The following is a 17,868-nucleotide window of genomic DNA, read 5'->3' on the forward strand; positions in this document are numbered from 1 at the left end:
TGCAAGCCCTGCCATCGCACAATCCGTGCAGCCATTGGCCGAACGCACCGCGCAGAGCGATCTTCCCCTCGAAGGGCCGCGTGCGGCGATGGAATTGCAATATGTCGTGCTGTCACTCGCTATCGATCCCGAACGGCGGAGCATTGCCGGTGAAGGCAGTTACCGCGTCCTCCTGAGCGAACCGCAAAGTACCCTCGCCTTTGATCTCGACCCGCGCTTCACGGTGAGCGCAATCAGCGTGAACGGCGCTGCACTTGATCGCGGCGCTTGGCGCAATCCCGACGGGTTGCTCACGATGCAATTGCCAGCCGCCGCCGGGGCTGGCGACGTACTCGAAGTCAGTATTTCCTACGCGGGCCGTCCACACGAGGCGCTCAGCGCCCCCTGGGAGGGCGGCTTTGTCTGGTCGCAGGCCAACGGTCAGCCGTGGATCGCTACAGCCGTACAAGGTGAAGGCTGCGATTTGTTCTGGCCCTGCATCGACCATTCCTCCAGCCGCATCGGCGCGATGGAGACGTTGGTGACTGTGCCCGCCGGGCTGGTCGCGGCCGGCAATGGCGCGCTGCTCGCGACCGTTGAGAATGACGACAACACCACGACTTTCCACTGGCGCGCACGCAATCCGTCCAACTACGGAATTTCGCTGCAAATTGGACCGTTTGAGCTGTCCGAGAGGATGTATGAAAGCCGTTATGGCAACTCCATCCCGATCCAGTTCTGGCACCTGCCCGAAAACAAGGCGGGAGCGCGCCGCCTGATCGCGGAAATGGTCGACTATCTCGATTTCTTCGAATCAACGATCGGCCCCTATCCCTTTGGCGATGAAAAGGCTGGCGTGGTCGAGACTCCGCATCTTGGCATGGAACACCAGACGATCAACGCATACGGCAACCAATACCGGCGCGACGAGCTGGGCTATGACTGGCTGCTGCATCACGAATTCGCGCATGAATGGTTCGCCAACCAGCTGACCCACGCCAACATCAACCACATGTGGCTGCATGAGGGCATCGGCACGTGGATGCAGCCGCTCTATCTCGGGTGGGCGCGCGGGGAAATGTTCTACAACGCCGAAATGTGGCGCCAGCGTCAGTCAATTATAAGCCGCGTGCCGCTGGTGCCACCCGAGGGCACCATGCCCGACTACAATGACCGCGCAGCAGGCTGGGGCACCGACATCTATGCCAAGGGCGCGTGGATCATGCACAGCCTGCGCTATCTAGTGGGTGACGACGTGCTGTTTCCCGCCCTGCAGGAGCTGACCTATGGGACCAACAACCCGGTTCCCGGCGAGATCGCGCCGGTTTTGCGAACTACCGACGATTTCAGGCAGATCCTGGAAGCGCGCACCGGCTATCCGCTCGACTGGTTCTTCGACACCTACTTCTACCAGGCCGAATTGCCGCGACTGCGCAGCCGGCGCGAAGGCGACGTGCTGACGCTGGAGTGGGAAGCCCCTTCGGATAGCGGCTTCGACATGCCGGTGGAGCTTCGTTTTGGTGGCACCACCCGCCGTATCGCGATGGACGGCGGTTCCGCCACGGTCACGCTGCCCGAAGGAACGCGCCATGTGCAGATCGACCCGCGCAACCAGATCCTCATGTATGACGAGGCGATCGCGGCCGCGCGCGGGACGTAACATGGGCTTTAGGGCATGACCGGAACACGGGCTGTCGTGGTGGATTGAATCCGCGATGGCCGCGCCTTTTTCCTGGATCAAGCCCGACCCGCACGGGATCTACGTAGAACCGGCCGATTGCTGGATTGATCCGTCGAAGGCGGTAGCCAAGGCGCTGGTCACGCACGGCCATGCCGATCACGCGCGCGGTGGGCACGGCAAGACCGTCGCGACCCCCGAAACGCTCGCCATCATGGCCCTGCGCTATGGCATCGGCGAAGGGCCCGACGGCGGCGATACGCGCGCGGTCGAATACGGCGAGACGGTCCGCCTCGATGGCGGAGTTGATGCGACCTACATTCCGGCGGGCCATGTGCTCGGCAGCGCGCAAATCCTGCTCGAACATGCGGGCGAGCGGGTGGTTATCACGGGCGATTACAAACGCCGCCCCGATCCGACCTGCCCGCCGTTCCAGGTCACGCCTTGCGACATATTCATCACCGAGGCGACATTCGGCTTGCCGCTGTTTACTCATCCACCCATCGAGGACGAAATGGCGAAGCTGCTCGACCGGCTGCGCGCCTATCCGGACCGCTGCGTGCTGGTGGGTGCCTACGCCCTGGGCAAGGCGCAGCGGGTGATCGCGGAATTGCGCGCGGCGGGTCACACGGAACCGATCTACCTCCACGGCGCAATGGAGAAAATGTGCCGCCTCTATCAGGAATTCGGCGTCGACCTGGGCGAGCTTCGGCTGGTTGCCGATCACGACAAGGACGATATGCGCGGCGCCATCGTGGTGTGTCCGCCCTCGGCACTCAACGACCGCTGGAGCCGCCGCCTGCCCGATCCCATTACCGCCATGGCGTCAGGCTGGATGCGCGTGCGCCAACGCGCCCGCCAGCGCAATGTCGAGCTTCCGCTGGTCATTTCGGATCACGCTGATTGGGAAGAACTCACCCGCACCATCGAAGAGGTTGATCCGCACGAGACCTGGATCACCCACGGCCGCGAGGAAGCCTTGCTGCGCTGGCACCAGCTTCGACAGCGCCGTGCGCGGGCGCTCGCCATGGTCGGACGCGAGGATGAGGACGAATAGGTGGAGGAGTTTGCCGCCCTCATCGACGCGCTCGTCTACACCCGAAGCCGCAATGAGAAACTGCGCCTGATCGCCGAATACTTGCGCAACACCCCCGACCCTGACCGTGGCTGGGCTATGGCCGCACTGACCAACGGGCTCGATTTCAAGGCGGTCAAAAGTTCGACCATCCGCAACCTGCTCAAGGAGCGGGTCGATCCGATGTTGTGGAGCCTCAGCCGGGATTTCGTAGGCGATACGGCAGAAACGGCGAGTTTCCTCTGGCCCGATCCTGTCGGGGAGGTGGCGCCAGCGCCCAGCGTGAGCGAAGCGGTGAGCGCCCTTTCGAAAATGACCCGCAGCAATGTCTTGACCGAATTGCCGCGCCTGCTCGACCGGCTCGACAGTTCGGGTCGATACGCTCTGTTCAAGCTGGCGACCGGCGGAATGCGCATCGGCGTGTCAAGCCGGCTTGCAAAAGTAGCATTCGCGCAGGCCTTCGATGTCAACGTCGAGGCGGTCGAGGAATACTGGCATGCGCTTGAGCCGCCTTACGGCGAATTGTTCGCCTGGGCCGCAGACGGAGCGGACCCGCCCGACACTGCGAACATGCCGTTGTTCAAGCCGTTCATGCTGGCCCATCCGCTGGAGGAATTGCGCGTCGATCTTGCGGACTATGCGGCAGAATGGAAATGGGACGGCATTCGCGTCCAGCTCGTCCATGTCGCGGGGGAAACGCGGGTCTATTCACGGTCGGGAGATGATATCTCGGCGACCTTTCCCGAAATGGTGAACGCGCTCGACAGGCCCGCCGTGCTCGATGGCGAACTGCTGGTGCGTGGCTCAACGCAAGGCGGCGAAACCGGGGGAGCGGCGAGTTTCAACGCGCTGCAGCAGCGCCTCGGACGCAAGACGGTGAGCAAGAAGATGCTGACCGAAAGCCCGGCTTTCGTGCGGCTGTACGATGTATTGTCCGTCGATTCCCAGGATTTGCGCAATCACGAATGGCATCGGCGGCGCGATGAACTCGAACGCTTCGTTCCCCGGCTGCCCGATAGCCATTTCGATCTGTCGCAACTGGTCGAGGCGCGCGACTTCGACCATCTTGCCGAAATCCGTGAGGGGACGCGCGACGATGCCATTGAGGGCCTGATGCTGAAGCGTCGCGATTCGCTCTACGTCCCCGGCCGCAAGACCGGCTTGTGGTACAAGTGGAAGCGCGACCCGCTACTGATCGATTGCGTGCTGATGTATGCACAGCGCGGATCTGGCAAACGCTCCAGCTTCTATTCGGATTACACATTTGGCTGCTGGAACGGCGATCCCGACGACGGCGCGGACCTGCTGCCGGTGGGCAAGGCCTACTCAGGCTTCACCGATGCCGAGCTGAAGAAATTGGACAGGCTGGTCCGCCAGAACACGCTCAACCGCTTTGGCCCGGTGCGCGAGGTCGAGCGGGTACTGGTCTTTGAAGTCGCTTTCGACAGCGTGCATGAAAGCAAGCGCCACAAGTCCGGCCTCGCCATGCGCTTTCCGCGCATCCACCGCATCCGCTGGGACAAGCCGGTGCACGAAGCCGACCGGATCGACGCGCTCAGGAAGCTGGTTCGGGATTAGGAAGTTGCGCAGCGCAACTCAGCTGTGAATTTCGGCCAGGTGCTTCTGCGCCAGCTTGCAGTAGCGTTCGGTCTGGAACTTGATCTTCGCGATCTGCGCTTCATCCTGCGTGCGGTAATATTTCGCCGGACGGCCAATCCAGATTTCGCCGGGACCGATCTGCTTGCCGGGGCTGAGGAGCGCGCCGGCGCCCAACATTCCGCCTTCGGCAATACGCGCACCGTCCATGGCTACGGCTCCCATGCCAACAAAGGCGCGGTCCGCAAGCTGGCATCCGTGCACCACAGCCATGTGGCCGATCACGCAATCCTCGCCGATGATCGTGGGTTCGCCCTCGGTATCGGGGCGCGGGCCCTCGACGTGGAAAACGCTGCCATCCTGCACATTCGAGCGTGCGCCCACGACGATCCTGTGAATATCGCCGCGCAGCACGCAATTGTACCAGACGCTGGCTTCAGGGCCGATCGTAACATCGCCGATAATCCGCGCGCCGGGAGCAACAAAGGCGCTCTCGTGGATCTGCGGCTCCTTGCCCTCGAACGCCATGATCGTGGCACCGGGGAAGCGGGGATCGATCACAGGAAATTCTCCCACACGAGATAGGGCAAGATCGAGGCATAGTCGTCGGTCCACACTGGACCTTCGGGATCGTCAAGCTCGCGCCAACCGCCTTCGGCTTCGAGCGCGGCGATACGCGCCGGATCGCGCGCCAAGGCAACCCAGGTTGAGCCGAATAGCTCCGCCTCCTGCTCCTCGGAATCGGCACGCAGGCGCGCGTTTAATCCGCGAGACTGCGCCAGTCGTGCGATCACTGGCTCGAGCCGGATGTAATTGTTGGAGATATGCATTACCAGCAATCCATCCTCGCCGAGCGAACGCAGATAGATATCCATGGCTTCGGCGGTAAGCAGATGCAGCGGTATCGCATCCGAGCTGAAGGCATCGATCACGAGGATATCGAAGCGGTCCGCTGCCATTGCTTCCAGCTCGATCCGCGCATCGCCGATTACTACCGGCGAATCAGGAGCGCAGCGTGAAAGATAGGTGAAGTCGCCGCGATCAGAATAATGCAGCACTTCGGGATCGATCTCGAAGAAGGTCCAGTCCTGTCCTTTCTCGCGATAGCAGGCAAGCGTACCGACGCCGAGGCCGACCACGCCCACGCGTGCATCAGGGCCGAACATCGCACCTGCCTGCACCAATGCTCTCCCGACGCCCGAATTGCGTCCGTAGTAGGCGGTCGGCTCCTCCGCCGCTTCATCACCGGCGCGCTGGACGCCGTGGATCGTGGTACCGTGCATCAGCAGCTTGTCGCCATCAGGCTCTTCCCGCAGCGAGTAGATGCCGAAATAGCTGCGCTCGCGGTCACCATCGAGGCTGGTCTTGAGATTCGAAATCCCGCCCAGCGATAACAGCAATGCCGCGCAAGCCAGCACGAAAGACCATCGGCGCGCGGCGAGCAGGACAGAAAGAAACAATACCCCGAGAAGCGCCGCCCATTGCAGGCCGCTCAATTGCGATTCCGCCAGCGTTGACTGGAATACGCCCAGCGCGGCGTTGAACACGATCAGCAGCGTCGCACCCAACAGGATTAGCGCCATACGCGGATTGCTGAACTTGCCACCGATCAGACGCTTCCACGGGCCGAGCGGTAGCAACACAGCAGCAGCGAGGACCAGAAGGGGATGCTCCCACGTCCAGTCGAACAACACCGGCGCAATCAGCGCGGTGAACAGGCCGCCCAAGGCACCTCCGGCTGACATCACGAGATAGAAGCGAGTGAGCTCGGACGCAGGTGGGCGCTTTTCATACAACCGTGAATGCAGGGCAATCGCCACCACGAACAGCAGCACGATGCTCGCGACGGCTGCCAGCAAATCTGCCCGTCCTGCAGAGAACATCGCGATTGATCCATCAACCAGCAGCACGACCGGCGCGAGGAACACGAAAATCCCGGCAATCACGCGCTTTTCGGCAAAGGCAATCGAGAAGCTGAGCAGATACAGCCCGAGCGGGATCACCCACAGCAGCGGCATGGCCATAATGTCGGTTGTCAGGAACGTGGTGGTCGAAAGCATCAGGCCCGAAGGTACGGCCGACAAGGCGAGCCACAGCAGCACTGTCTTCCAGCCGGTGCGATGTGCCGGTCCGTCGCTCTCTTGCTGTGCCACTTCTCGCGGCGTCGCAAAGCCGCGCCGCGCCATCACTGCAGAGATCACGAAGACGATCAGCAGGGCATAGCCGAACGCCCAATACAGGCTTTGCGACCCGATCGACAGCAACGGCTCTGCCAACAGCGGATAGGTCAACAGGCCGGCAAAGCTGCCCAGATTGCTGGCAGCATAGAGAGGATAAGGATTGCCTGCGCCCGGATGCGCGGCAAACCATCGCTGGATGAGCGGTGCCTGCGCGGAAATGGCGAAGAAGGCCGGGCCGACGGTGAGCAGGAACAGCCATGGCACCCACAATGCTTCCCAGCCGGGCGCAGGTGGCGCGATCTCGGCAAGGGCAAGCGGAAGGGTCAGTCCGCCCAACAGCAGGACAACGATGTGGATCATTCCCTGCCGCGCAAGCGTGAAGCGTCCGATCCAGTGGGCATAGGCATAACCGCCCAGAAGCAGCGCCTGGTAGACCAGCATGGCGCTGTTCCACACGTTAGGTGCCCCGCCAAGGCGCGGCAGGGCCATGCGCGCAACCATCGGCTGGACGAGAAACAGCAGGAAGCTGCCGGCAAGGATTGTCAGCGTGAACAGCCAGCGGCGCGGCGGCGCGCTTGCGGTATTCGTGTCAGTCATTGGCGCGGTGCCCCCATTGCTCCGCAGTTATGGAATAGACGATTGTCGGGTTCAGATCGGCACCATAGCGCGGATCGGTATAATCAAGGTCAACGCGGCGCTGCATTCCCAATCTTTTCATCAGGCCCCAGCTCGGTGCATTGCCTTCGACCGTCAGGGCGACGACTTCGCCTGCCCCGAATGTACCGAAAGCGAGCTCCAGCGCCGCCGTTGCCGCTTCCCTGGCATAGCCGTGACCCCAGGCCTCTTCGCGCAGGCGCCAGCCCACTTCCATGCAGCCCGTTACAGTGCTTTCAGGCGCATCTGCGCGCTTGAGCCCGCACATGCCGAGCATCTCGCCCGACAAGTGCCCGCCATCGTCCTTGCGCTCGACCACCCAGAAGCAATAGCCATTGGCGGCATTGCACTTCTCGATCCGGGCGATCTGCGCAGCACGGCCATCCTCACCCATCGGTCCGCCGAGCCAGCGCATGACAGAGGGTGTATCGGTGACGCGCCACTGCGCCGCCCAGTCCTCCGCTCGCCAGTCGCGCAGCACCAGCCGATCGGTCTCGTGCCGAAATTCAGCCATTGAGCAATCGCGCTGCCACCGGAGCATGATAGGTCAGCACGCCGCTGCAGCCTGCGCGCTTGAAAGCGATCAGCTTTTCCATCAGCAGCGCGTCGCGGTCGCCCGCGCCGGCCTCAGCACCCGCTTCGATCAACGCATATTCGCCGCTCACCTGATAAGCATAAACCGGAACGTGGAACTGCTGTTTCACGCGCCAGATGATATCGAGATAGGCGAGGCCCGGCTTGACCATCACGCTGTCGGCACCCTCGGCAATGTCGAGCGCGACTTCGGCCAGTGCCTCGTCAGCATTGGCCGGGTCCATCTGGTAGGTTTTCTTGTCGCCCACGAGCCTGTCTCCGCTGCGCACGGCATCGCGGAACGGGCCGTAGAAGGCTGAAGCGTATTTGGCCGCGTAGGCCATGATCTGGATATTGTGGTAGCCGCCCATTTCCAGCGCCATGCGGATGGCGCGCACGCGCCCGTCCATCATGTCCGACGGGGCAATGATATCGGCGCCCGCCTCGGCCTGGTTGATCGCCTGGTCTACCAGCACCGCGACGGTGTCATCGTTTGCGACATAGCCCGCCGCGTCGACCAGCCCGTCCTGCCCGTGGGTTGTGTAGGGATCGAGCGCGACATCGGTGAGCACGCCGATACTGTCGCCGCAAACATCCTTCACCGCCTTGATCGCACGGCACATGAGGTTGTCGGGATTGAGAGCTTCGGCTCCATCATCGCTCCGCAGGCCATCCCGCGTGTTGGGAAACAGCGCAATGCAGGGGATGCCGAGTTTTACTGCCTCTTTCGCGCGCGCCGCGATTCCGTCGACCGACCAGCGCGAAACGCCGGGCAGGCTGGCGACAGGGTCTTCCACCCCGTTTCCTTCGGTAACGAAAAGCGGCCAGATCAGGTCCGCCGGGGTGAGCACGGTTTCGCGCACCATCGCCCGGCTCCAGCCGAATGACCGCGTGCGCCGCAACCGCGTGTTGGGATAGCTTCTGCTCATGGGCGAGTGTCCTGCCGGAAAAGCACGAATCGGGCAATGCGCCAGAGCAAACCGACGTGCAGGCTCTCCCTGTGCTGTCAGTTTACGCGCTGGCGGTTCTCGATCCGGTCGATTTCGCGCACCGGTTCCTCGCGCATGCTGGGGTCGGGCGGCAATTCGACCAGAGCAGCGCCGGCTTCAACCATTTGCAGCCGCAGCAATTGCTCGCGGAAATTGGCTAGCTGATCGCGCGAAAGCTGGTCGCGGGTGACGAAGTTTACGCTCGCGGGGTCGATCTTCTGGCCGTTGCGATACATTTCGTAATGCAGATGCGGTCCCGTCGAGAGGCCGGTTGAACCCACATAACCAATGACCTGCCCACGCTCCACGCTCTGTCCATTACGCACGGCGATCCGGCTCATATGCGCATAACCTGTAGACAGTCCGCCCGCGTGGCGAATGCGCACGAAATTGCCGTAGCCGCCGTTGCGGCCCGAATAATTCACCGTGCCGTCGGTTGCGGCATAGATCGGTGTGCCATGGCGGGCGCGGAAATCGAGGCCCGAGTGCATCCGTCGATAACCGAGGATCGGATGCCGGCGCATGCCGTAACGCGAGCTCACCGCTCCCGGCACTGGGCGTACCAGGCCTTCGCGCCGTGCGCCCTCGCCAGCCGCGCTGAAGAATTTCCCTTCGCGTCCGAAGCGCATCAATTGCAGGCGTGGACGGTCATCGCGGATCACAGCTGCATAGATCAGGTCACCGACTTCGATTTCACCGGTGGCAGCGCGCCGGTAATCGATGATCATGTCAAATTCGTCGCCCGCGCTGATGTCGCGGTCGAGATTGAGTTCCTGCCCGATAGTGCGCAGATATTCCTGCACCGAGCTCGGCGGTGCGCCCACCGCGCGGGCCGAGCGATAGAGGCTGTCGCCCACGGTGCCCCGTACACGCAAGGGCGTCGCATCGACCATGATGGGGCGCGGGTCGAGTACAAGCTGGCCGTTGCGCCGCTCGACCGCGAGTTGCAGGTCGAAGCGGGCGCGGAATGACAGGGCATCGACCGGACGCGGGATGTCGGGCGAAATGCGGCGGCCCAGCGTGATGTCGATTTGCGTACCCGAGGTGATGTCGTCGAGCGGAATGGCCCCGCCGATCATTGCGGTAATCTTGCGCGCTTCCTCGGCCCCGACGCCTGCGCGGCGCAACATGCGCTCGAATCCGTCTCCCTGGGCCAGCGTTGCCACCAGATCGAGTCGCGGACGTTCGGGCGCGGCATCCAGGTCGGCAACCGCGACAGTTGCGCCCATACGCCTGCCGCTATCCGCGCCGAGCGCAAGCGGCATGATCATCTGGCTGCGGAACTCGTCCCGCACTGCATCGTCGATCCGCATGGCGGGGGCAGCTTCGACCGAGGAGAAACCCGGCCACGCCGCGATCGCCACGGCGGACAGACCAACCAGCGTCACGACTCCGCGCAACCACCGACGCGAGCCTATGTCGCGGGCGAGATCCGGCGCGAGGTCCAGCGCAGCCAGCCTATTCGACGCGCGTGTACGCCATTCACCGTAGCGGCTGGAAAGCGAGGACACACGGGCAATGCGATGATGGGAATGTTTTTGCGAAGCCGGGGTATCGTCATCTTCATCGTCAATGACCTGCGCAAGCGACAGCTCGGCAGGCGGATAATCGCCTTCCGCTGCCTTCTCCTTGCCTTCATGGTCCTTGAACAAACGTGCTCTCCTTCGCGGTCGCACGCCATCCACTGAAAACAGATGTTTGGCGCGACCCGATTCCGGCCTGTGTGTTTGCCTGTAAAAATGCCGTCATAAAGTAAATTTCGCTTTAACATCGACCAAGCGAGTCCCCCGCGCGACAAGTTGAGGGAACCGATCAGGCGGTTGCGTATCGCCGCGTGGATAGCCATGATTCGCTCATCGTGGTCTCTCTAAACTCAGACAGCAGCATCCGGGCGATTCTCGGTCCGACGAACACCGGCAAGACGCACCTCGCGATCGAGCGGATGTGCGGCCATTCATCGGGCGCAATCGGCTTCCCGCTGCGTCTGCTGGCACGCGAGGTCTATGACAAGGTGTGCGCAATCAAGGGTGAGGCGTCGTGCGCGCTGATTACCGGCGAGGAGCGCATCGAACCGCCCAATGCGCGCTATTTCCTGTGCACCGCAGAGGCCATGCCGGCCGATGGCGGCGGAAGGGCCTTTGTCGCGCTCGATGAAGCACAGCTTGCGGCGGACCGTGAGCGCGGACATATTTTTACCGACCGGTTGCTGAATGCGCGTGGGCGGGAAGAAACCATGCTGCTCGGTTCGGCCACGCTCGAGCCGATGGTGCGCAAGCTGGTGCCCGAAGCGAGCGTGGAACAGCGACCGCGGTTCTCCACTCTCACCCATACCGGCTCAGCCAAGCTTTCCCGCCTGCCCCCGCGCAGCGCCATTGTCGCCTTCTCGGTCGAGCAGGTTTACCAGGTGGCCGAGTTGTTGCGGCGGTTTCGCGGCGGAGCGGCGGTAGTGATGGGCGCACTTTCACCGCAAACGCGAAATGCCCAGGTTGAATTGTTCCAATCCGGTGAAGTCGATTACATCGTCGCGACCGACGCTATCGGGATGGGACTTAATCTCGACGTGCATCACGTTGCCTTTGCCGCCCTGTCTAAGTTCGACGGCGTTCGCCAACGCCGGCTTCTCCCGGCGGAGATGGCGCAGATCGCAGGCCGGGCCGGGAGGCACCAGACCGACGGTACTTTCGGCACGATGTCCGGCGGCGGGTCTGGTAATGGCCGGGGTCGCGGCGGCACACCGCTCGAATTTACCGAGGACGAAGTCTTCGCCATCGAGCAACACCGCTTCGCGCCGGTCACCCATCTCTACTGGCGCGAGCCCGAACCGCGTTTCGACACGCTGGAGGTTCTTATCAGCGATCTCGAAGCGCCGCCGCGCGCCGAGGGCCTTGCACCGGCCCCCGAATCCATCGATCTTGCCGTTCTCAAGCGTTTGGCGGAACATGGCGAGGTCGGCGATTGCGTCAAGACGCCGGCACAGGTGCGGCGCTTCTGGGAAGCATGCCAATTGCCCGATTTCCGCCAGCTCGGGCCGGAAGGCCATGCGCGTTTCGTGTCCCGGCTATGGACCGATCTGCAAGGCGGCTATCTCGGCGCGGACTTTGTTGCGGCCCGCATCGGTGAACTCGGCAATATGGCGGGCGACATCGACACGTTGCAGGGCCGCCTCGCCGCGATCCGCAGTTGGGCCTATATCTGCCAGCGTCCCGACTGGGTGCTCGCGCGCGACGAAATGGCGGCCCGCGCCCGCGGTGCCGAGGCCAAATTGTCCGACGCGCTCCACCAGAAACTCACCGAACGTTTTGTCAATCGAAGAACCGCTGTATTGATGCGCGGAATGGGAAAGGATGCAGGGCTCTTGCGCGTAGAATTAAAAGAAGATGACCAGGTTACGGTCGAAGGCCAGCCGATCGGCCATCTCGAAGGCTTCCGCTTCGTTGTCGATGGCACTGCCAGTACCGAAGACCGCAAGCTGATGCTTGCCGCCGCCGAAAAGCACATGCCCGCGCTGCTCGCGCAGAAGGCCAAGCGGCTGATTGGTGAGGAGCTGGGCGAATTGCAGATTGCGAATGGACAGGTGATGCGCGGCGAACAGAGGGTCGCCGCGCTCGAGCCAGGCAAGTACGCCGCTGCCCCGCGCATCGTGATTGCCAAGGAGCTGGGCCAGATGGATCCGGCGCATCGCTCTCGGCTGGAGGAAGCCTTGCAGCTCTGGCTCGACCAGGCGCTTGCTCCGCTCGCGCCACTCAACGCCCTGCAGGAAGCGGCGAATAATCCCGAAGCAGGCAGTGAAGTGCGCGCGCTGTTGCTGACGCTGTCCGAACGTGGCGGGACGGTGCGGCGAGAGGACGCGGGACTGATCCACGTGCCCAAGGAAAAGCGCCCGTTCCTGCGGCGTCTTGGCGTCACCATCGGATCGCTTGATGTCTATATGCCCGCTTTGCTCAAGCCTGCGCCGCGTCGCCTCCTGCGCGCGCTCGGCGTGGACCGGCGCGATGTGAGAGAGGCAATGGAAGCGGTTATCGAAGGCGGTCGCCACCTGCCCGCAGGCTACCGCCGCGCCGGAGAGCAGGCGATTCGCATCGATATGGCGGAAAAGCTGTTCCGCGCCGCGCACGAACAGCGCGCCAAGGCGCAAGCGGCGCGGGACAAGGGCGCGCGCGGCTTCCCCGTCGATCTGGCGCTCGCGACCAGCATGGGTCTGTCGCCCGACAATTTCCGCAGCTTGATGAAGGACGCCGGGTTCCGGCAGGGCAAGCCGGTAGTGCTAGTGGAGGGCATGTACGGGCCGGAGCGTCCTTTGCCGTGGACCTGGCGTGCTCCGCGAAAAGACACGGTGCAGGCCAGGCGCCCGCAGCGCAGCGGCGACAAGCGAAAGCCGGGCGCCAAGGGTGGTGCGAAGCGTCCGGACAAGAGCGGCGGACGCGGGAAACACGCAAAGCCGCCCGCAGCCAACCAGCCAGCAACCGGCAAGGCGCTCGCCGGATTGGCCGATTTGCTCAAGGGCTGAGATGCGGCTCGACCTGCTGCTGACACGGTTGCGCTTCGCCAAGAGCCGCGCTGTCGCCCAGCGCTGGATCGGCGAAGAGCATATCCGCTGCAATGGAGAGCGCGTGACGCGGACGGACTGCCCAATTGCCGAAGGCGATGTGCTCACCCTGCCCATCGGACAGGGCGTGATGGTGATCGCGATTCATAGCTTGCCCGAGCGCCGCGGACCTGCTGCCGAGGCGCAATCTCATTACACCTTGCTCAATCGCGACTCTTGACGCTCGCGCATCATTCGCCATAGCAGGGGCGCGCAACCAGAAAGGACCAGTGCACCCATGACTTATGTCGTCACCGACGCCTGCATCAAATGCAAATATACCGATTGCGTCGAAGTCTGCCCGGTGGACTGTTTCTACGAGGGCGAGAACATGCTCGTCATCAACCCGTCCGAATGTATCGATTGCGGCGTGTGCGAACCCGAATGCCCGGCTGAAGCCATTCTGCCCGACACCGAAGACGGCCAGGAAAAATGGCTCGAGCTGAACACCAAGTTCTCTGCCGAGTGGCCCAATATCACCGAGAAGAAAGATCCGCCCGAAGATGCGGACGAGCACAAGGGTGAAGAAGGCAAGTTCGAAAAGTACTTCACCGAAGAGCCGGGCGAAGGCGACTAGCTTCGCGCACTGCTGTTTTCCCATGAACCGGAAGGCCGGTCATGCGTTGTGTGCAACATGGGATTTCTCGAAAATTTGAAGCGCGCCTGGGCTGCCTCGGGCGAGGATAATATTTCAATTCTGGCTGCCGGAGTGGCCTATTACGCCTTCCTGGCGATGGTGCCGCTGCTCGCCGCCGGGGTGCTCAGCTATGGCCTCATTGCCGATCCTGCAGATGTCGCGGACCACATTGCGACGCTCGCGCGCAGCCTGCCACCGTCTGTTGCCGAACTGATCGGCGACCAGCTGGAATCGATGGTCGAGACCTCGGCGAGCGCGAAGGGGATGGGGCTTATACTGTCGCTCGGCGTCGCAATACTGGGCGCACGGGCAGGCGCCGCCACGCTGTTGCACGCAACTGCTCTTGCGCTCAATGATGACAGTGCCCGCAATTTCATCCGGACCAACCTCCTCGCCCTTGCTGTCGTGCTGACGGCCCTGTTCGGGGCTGGTCTGGCCTCGGGAGCAATCGCATTGTCGGCCTTGCTGGCAAACGCCCTCCCTTCGGTATCGGGCATCGGCGCCTTCATTGCCCGGCTTGCAAGTCATGCAATCGTGGCAATCACGGCGGCGCTGGGCGCAGCGGCGCTCTATCGCAAGGCACCACCTGGCCTCGAAATCACCTGGCGTGACGCAATACCGGGGAGCGTATTCGCCGGGAACGCTGTCCTGGTCTTCACGGCACTGTTCGGATTCTACGTGACCAATTTCGGCAACTACAACGCGACCTATGGTTCGCTAGGCGCAGTCGTCATCCTGCTGACTTGGCTTTATCTCGTTGCTTACACAGTATTATTTGGCGCTGAAATCACTGCAACAGCTCATGACGGAAATCCGGCAGATGGGTGATCTGGCAAGCAACTGTCGCGAGACTGGAATTTATGTCGCGAATCTGTTATATACTTACCATGCTGTAAGCTCGTGGAAGGGCTACAGGCGGATTAGGAAGGCAGGCCCCCGCATTTAGCGACACATTGGGATTACCAGCCGCTGCCAGTCGGCGGATGGGTTTCCTTGTCTCGCCAATGCTCGGAATTGCTACAGAAAGGACTGTCTATGGCCGCGAATGCGACCGCTTTTGAAGTTGGCGATTATGTCGTCTATCCCAAGCACGGTGTTGGCCGTGTGATCGAACTCCAGAACGAAGAAATCGCCGGAATGCAGCTGGAGCTTTACGTGCTCCGCTTCGAGAAGGAACGTATGACGCTGCGCGTACCCACCAACAAGGTGGAAAGCATCGGCATGCGTAAGCTTTCCAGCGACAAGACGCTGAAAGAAGCGATGGAAACGCTCAAGGGCAAGCCCAAGGTCAAGCGCACCATGTGGAGCCGCCGGGCACAGGAATACGAAGCGAAGATCAATTCGGGCGACCTGGTGTCGATCGCCGAAGTGACACGCGACCTGTTCCGCCCCGAAGACCAGCCCGAACAGAGCTATTCCGAACGGCAGATCTTCGAAGCGGCCTCCAGCCGCCTTGCTCGCGAACTGGCGGCGATGGAAAAGACTGACGAGCCTACGGCGCTCACCAAGATTCTCGATGTGCTCAAGGAGCATGCACCGCAATATTACGAGAATGACGACGAAGACTAAGCGCGTCTGAGCGAGGTCTCAACGTAATCAAAGGGCCGTTTGCAGCTTGCGAGCGGCCCTTTTTCGTATGCGCCGCTCTCTGCAAATCGGCATGGCATTTCGACCAGCGGCTTTGCCTTTGGCAAAGCTTGCGTGTATTGCTTCTGTAATACACAAAGAGGAGGGCACTTATGCGTGTTGGTGGGATTTTCCGGAAAATCGGTCCGTTCTTGGCCTTGGCGGCGGCAGCAGGCCTGTCGGCTTGCGATGATGTGGACGTGAGCTTCAACGGCGAGCAGGGCGTGCCGCTGGCCGAACTCGATATGAGCGGCGAAGCGCCAAGCCGCATCGCGCTTGGCGGAGCGGACAATGTGGTCATCACCACCGGCGAGGAACTTGCCATCACCGTCGAGGGCAGCGAGGAGGCGACGGAACGCCTGCGGTTCGTGCTTGCCGACGGTTCGCTCGGCATCGGGCGCGAGGACGGGAACTGGCGCGACGGCGACGTCGCCACCATCAACGTCACCATGCCTGCGCCGTCGACCATCGCTATCGGCGGTAGCGGGCGGATGACCGCCGACACCATGGCGCGTAACGCCGAAATCGTGATCGGCGGTTCGGGTGCAGTGGATGTTGCCGTGATTGATTCCGAGACGCTCGAAATCACCATCGGCGGCAGTGGCCGCGCTACGGTGGCAGGCGCTGTCGATCGGCTCGAACTCAACATTGGTGGCAGCGGAACGGCCGACATGGCCGACTTGCAGGCCGGGGACGCAGAGGTGAACATCGGCGGATCGGGCGATGCGACCTTCTCGTCCGATGGTACGGTCGAGGCAAATATCGCCGGCTCGGGTGACGTGCGCGTGCGCGGTTCCGCACGATGCGAGATCAATGCCATCGGCTCGGGCAGCCTCGTTTGCGAGGATGCGCCTGACGACGGAGATAGCACTGAAAATGCTCGTCCTGCGGGGTGAATCGCCTCGCTTGGCCGCGTATTAATTGCCGCGAAAGAAGTTTACATTAACCAAGGGGTTGGCGGAAAATTCCGTCAGCCCCTTTTCGCTTTGTGCAGGAGCGCGAGATGCAACAGAAAGCCTTGGTGACCGTACCTTTGCTGGCGCTAAGCCTCGGCGGCTGCGTTGCGAGTACGGTATTCGACGTGGCCACCGCTCCGGTGCGCGCTGTTGGTCAGGTCGCCGATTGGGCCACCACCAGCCAGGACGAAGCAGACCGCGCGCGCGGTCGCGAAATCCGTCGGCGCGAAGAGCGACTGGGCGATCTGCAGCGCGAATATGCCGAGCATGAAGAGGACTGTGTGCGCGGACGCAATGATGCTTGCCGCGAGGCAGTAATCGTGCGGCAGGAAATGGACTATCTGATGCCCTCGATCCCGGTTGAATCGCAAGAAGACGATTAAACGGCGGCGGCGCGTTCCAGCCGGTCATTGATCGCCGCACCGATTCCCGCAACAGGAACCGGAGCGACGGCAACGCGCGGCTTGGCCGACGCAGCCGCCTGGTGCAAGCAATCGTAAAGCTTTGAAGCCGCCTCCAGGAGATCGCCGCTGGCAGACAGGCTACAATCGCCTGCGACAGCACCAAATCCGATCACGAATTCATCGGCTTCTGGCTGGCGCATATTGAGCCGCACGGGCTTTCCGGGCGCATAGTGGCTGGTCAATTGCCCCGGTGCCTCCACCGCGCCCTTGCCCCGCGATGGGGGCATGGCCGTTCCGAAGAATTCACGGTGCAATGCGTCCAGATCGACAGGTCCGGGGCGCAACTGCTCCCACCGGCCATCGTCGCGCACAGCCAGAATGGTTGATTCGATTCCCCCACTGGTCGCTCCGCTATCGAGCACGAGGTCGATGCGCCCGTCGAGTGAGGCCAGCACATGCTGCGCCGTCGTTGGGCTGATAAATCCGCTACGATTGGCCGATGGCGCGGCGAGCGGAAAATCGACGTGCTGCAGCAGTTCACGGATCGCGGGATGCGCAGGCGCGCGCAGCGCAATCGTGGGCAGGCCCGCAGTGACTGCAGGCGCGAGTCCGGCAATCTCGCGGAGCGGAACGACGATCGTCAGCGGCCCCGGCCAGATCGCAAGTGCCGGATTGGCAGCGGCGTCCGGGAACAGGCCATATTGCCGCGCGTGATCCAGATCGCGGACGTGGACAATCAGCGGGTTGAAATCGGGTCGCCCCTTGGCGCGGTAGATCCCGGCAACCGCCTCGGCGCCGTCGGCGCGGGCGGCAAGCCCGTAGACCGTCTCCGTCGGCAGTGCGACCAGTCCGCCTTCGCGCAGCACATCGGCAGCGCGTGCAACGGCTTCGGAAGTGGCCGGAATCGTAGGCGTCTTGCTGCTCATCGCCAGCGCC

General features: G+C 62.6%; 16 protein-coding genes. 10 read left to right on the forward strand and 6 right to left on the reverse strand.

From position 1 onward, the window contains the following. Positions 1-34: 34 nt before the first annotated feature. The 3 genes from AAC850_RS08045 to AAC850_RS08055 are packed head-to-tail and all read left to right on the forward strand — an operon-like array spanning position 35 to position 4,310. The gene (locus tag AAC850_RS08045) at positions 35-1,639 is read left to right on the forward strand and encodes a M1 family metallopeptidase (protein WP_340588189.1); all 1,605 of its coding nucleotides are present in this window, start codon (positions 35-37) and stop codon (positions 1,637-1,639) included. A 55-nt stretch (positions 1,640-1,694) separates the two neighbouring features. After that, a complete protein-coding gene (locus AAC850_RS08050; RefSeq protein ID WP_340588190.1) occupies positions 1,695-2,714 on the forward strand; it encodes a ligase-associated DNA damage response exonuclease in 1,020 nt (339 codons plus the stop codon). Beyond that, positions 2,715-4,310, forward strand: coding sequence for a cisplatin damage response ATP-dependent DNA ligase (locus AAC850_RS08055; protein ID WP_340588191.1), 1,596 nt, complete (start codon positions 2,715-2,717; stop codon positions 4,308-4,310). A gap of 18 nt (positions 4,311-4,328) precedes the next feature. Here AAC850_RS08055 and AAC850_RS08060 read toward each other — a convergent pair whose 3' ends face one another. From AAC850_RS08060 to AAC850_RS08080, 5 genes are all read right to left on the reverse strand, one after another. Then, a complete protein-coding gene (locus AAC850_RS08060; protein WP_340588545.1) occupies positions 4,329-4,856 on the reverse strand; it encodes a gamma carbonic anhydrase family protein in 528 nt (175 codons plus the stop codon). A 29-nt stretch (positions 4,857-4,885) separates the two neighbouring features. Beyond that, positions 4,886-7,105 (reverse strand): fused MFS/spermidine synthase, encoded by a 2,220-nt coding sequence (locus AAC850_RS08065; RefSeq protein ID WP_340588192.1) that lies wholly within the window; start codon positions 7,103-7,105, stop codon positions 4,886-4,888. Further along, positions 7,098-7,676 carry a GNAT family N-acetyltransferase gene (locus AAC850_RS08070; RefSeq protein WP_340588193.1) on the reverse strand — a complete coding sequence of 193 codons (579 nt, stop codon included), beginning with the start codon at positions 7,674-7,676 and terminating at the stop codon, positions 7,098-7,100. Before AAC850_RS08070 ends, AAC850_RS08065 begins: the two co-directional genes overlap by 8 nt. Further along, positions 7,669-8,664: a porphobilinogen synthase gene (hemB, locus tag AAC850_RS08075; protein WP_340588194.1), complete on the reverse strand. Its 996-nt coding sequence runs from the start codon at positions 8,662-8,664 to the stop codon at positions 7,669-7,671. The genes AAC850_RS08070 and hemB overlap by 8 nt, the downstream gene beginning before the upstream one ends. A 77-nt stretch (positions 8,665-8,741) precedes the next feature. Continuing rightward, positions 8,742-10,376 carry a peptidoglycan DD-metalloendopeptidase family protein gene (locus AAC850_RS08080; protein ID WP_340588195.1) on the reverse strand — a complete coding sequence of 545 codons (1,635 nt, stop codon included), beginning with the start codon at positions 10,374-10,376 and terminating at the stop codon, positions 8,742-8,744. A gap of 182 nt (positions 10,377-10,558) precedes the next feature. Between AAC850_RS08080 and AAC850_RS08085 the strand changes: the two genes are divergently transcribed. The 7 genes from AAC850_RS08085 (at position 10,559) to AAC850_RS08115 (ending at position 16,911) form a co-directional block, all read left to right on the forward strand. After that, the gene (locus AAC850_RS08085) at positions 10,559-13,231 is read left to right on the forward strand and encodes a helicase-related protein (protein WP_422723185.1); all 2,673 of its coding nucleotides are present in this window, start codon (positions 10,559-10,561) and stop codon (positions 13,229-13,231) included. Position 13,232: 1 nt separating this feature from the next. Continuing rightward, positions 13,233-13,490: a S4 domain-containing protein gene (locus AAC850_RS08090; RefSeq protein WP_340588196.1), complete on the forward strand. Its 258-nt coding sequence runs from the start codon at positions 13,233-13,235 to the stop codon at positions 13,488-13,490. A 57-nt stretch (positions 13,491-13,547) separates the two neighbouring features. Continuing rightward, positions 13,548-13,886, forward strand: coding sequence for a ferredoxin FdxA (fdxA, locus tag AAC850_RS08095; RefSeq protein ID WP_340588197.1), 339 nt, complete (start codon positions 13,548-13,550; stop codon positions 13,884-13,886). Between the two features lie 57 nt (positions 13,887-13,943). Continuing rightward, positions 13,944-14,774 carry a YihY/virulence factor BrkB family protein gene (locus AAC850_RS08100; RefSeq protein ID WP_340588198.1) on the forward strand — a complete coding sequence of 277 codons (831 nt, stop codon included), beginning with the start codon at positions 13,944-13,946 and terminating at the stop codon, positions 14,772-14,774. A gap of 207 nt (positions 14,775-14,981) precedes the next feature. Further along, positions 14,982-15,515: a CarD family transcriptional regulator gene (locus AAC850_RS08105; RefSeq protein ID WP_340588199.1), complete on the forward strand. Its 534-nt coding sequence runs from the start codon at positions 14,982-14,984 to the stop codon at positions 15,513-15,515. Between the two features lie 170 nt (positions 15,516-15,685). Next, a complete protein-coding gene (locus tag AAC850_RS08110) occupies positions 15,686-16,468 on the forward strand; it encodes a head GIN domain-containing protein (protein WP_340588200.1) in 783 nt (260 codons plus the stop codon). 107 nt (positions 16,469-16,575) lie between these two features. Beyond that, positions 16,576-16,911: a hypothetical protein gene (locus AAC850_RS08115; protein ID WP_340588201.1), complete on the forward strand. Its 336-nt coding sequence runs from the start codon at positions 16,576-16,578 to the stop codon at positions 16,909-16,911. On the opposite strand, the gene AAC850_RS08120 is transcribed toward AAC850_RS08115, so the two are convergent. After that, positions 16,908-17,858: an L-threonylcarbamoyladenylate synthase gene (locus tag AAC850_RS08120; protein WP_340588202.1), complete on the reverse strand. Its 951-nt coding sequence runs from the start codon at positions 17,856-17,858 to the stop codon at positions 16,908-16,910. The genes AAC850_RS08115 and AAC850_RS08120 overlap by 4 nt on opposite strands. Between the last annotated feature and the right edge of the window lie 10 nt (positions 17,859-17,868).

Origin of the sequence: Erythrobacter alti (assembly GCF_037996805.1) — a bacterium.
GTDB classification, from domain to species: domain Bacteria; phylum Pseudomonadota; class Alphaproteobacteria; order Sphingomonadales; family Sphingomonadaceae; genus Alteraurantiacibacter; species Alteraurantiacibacter alti.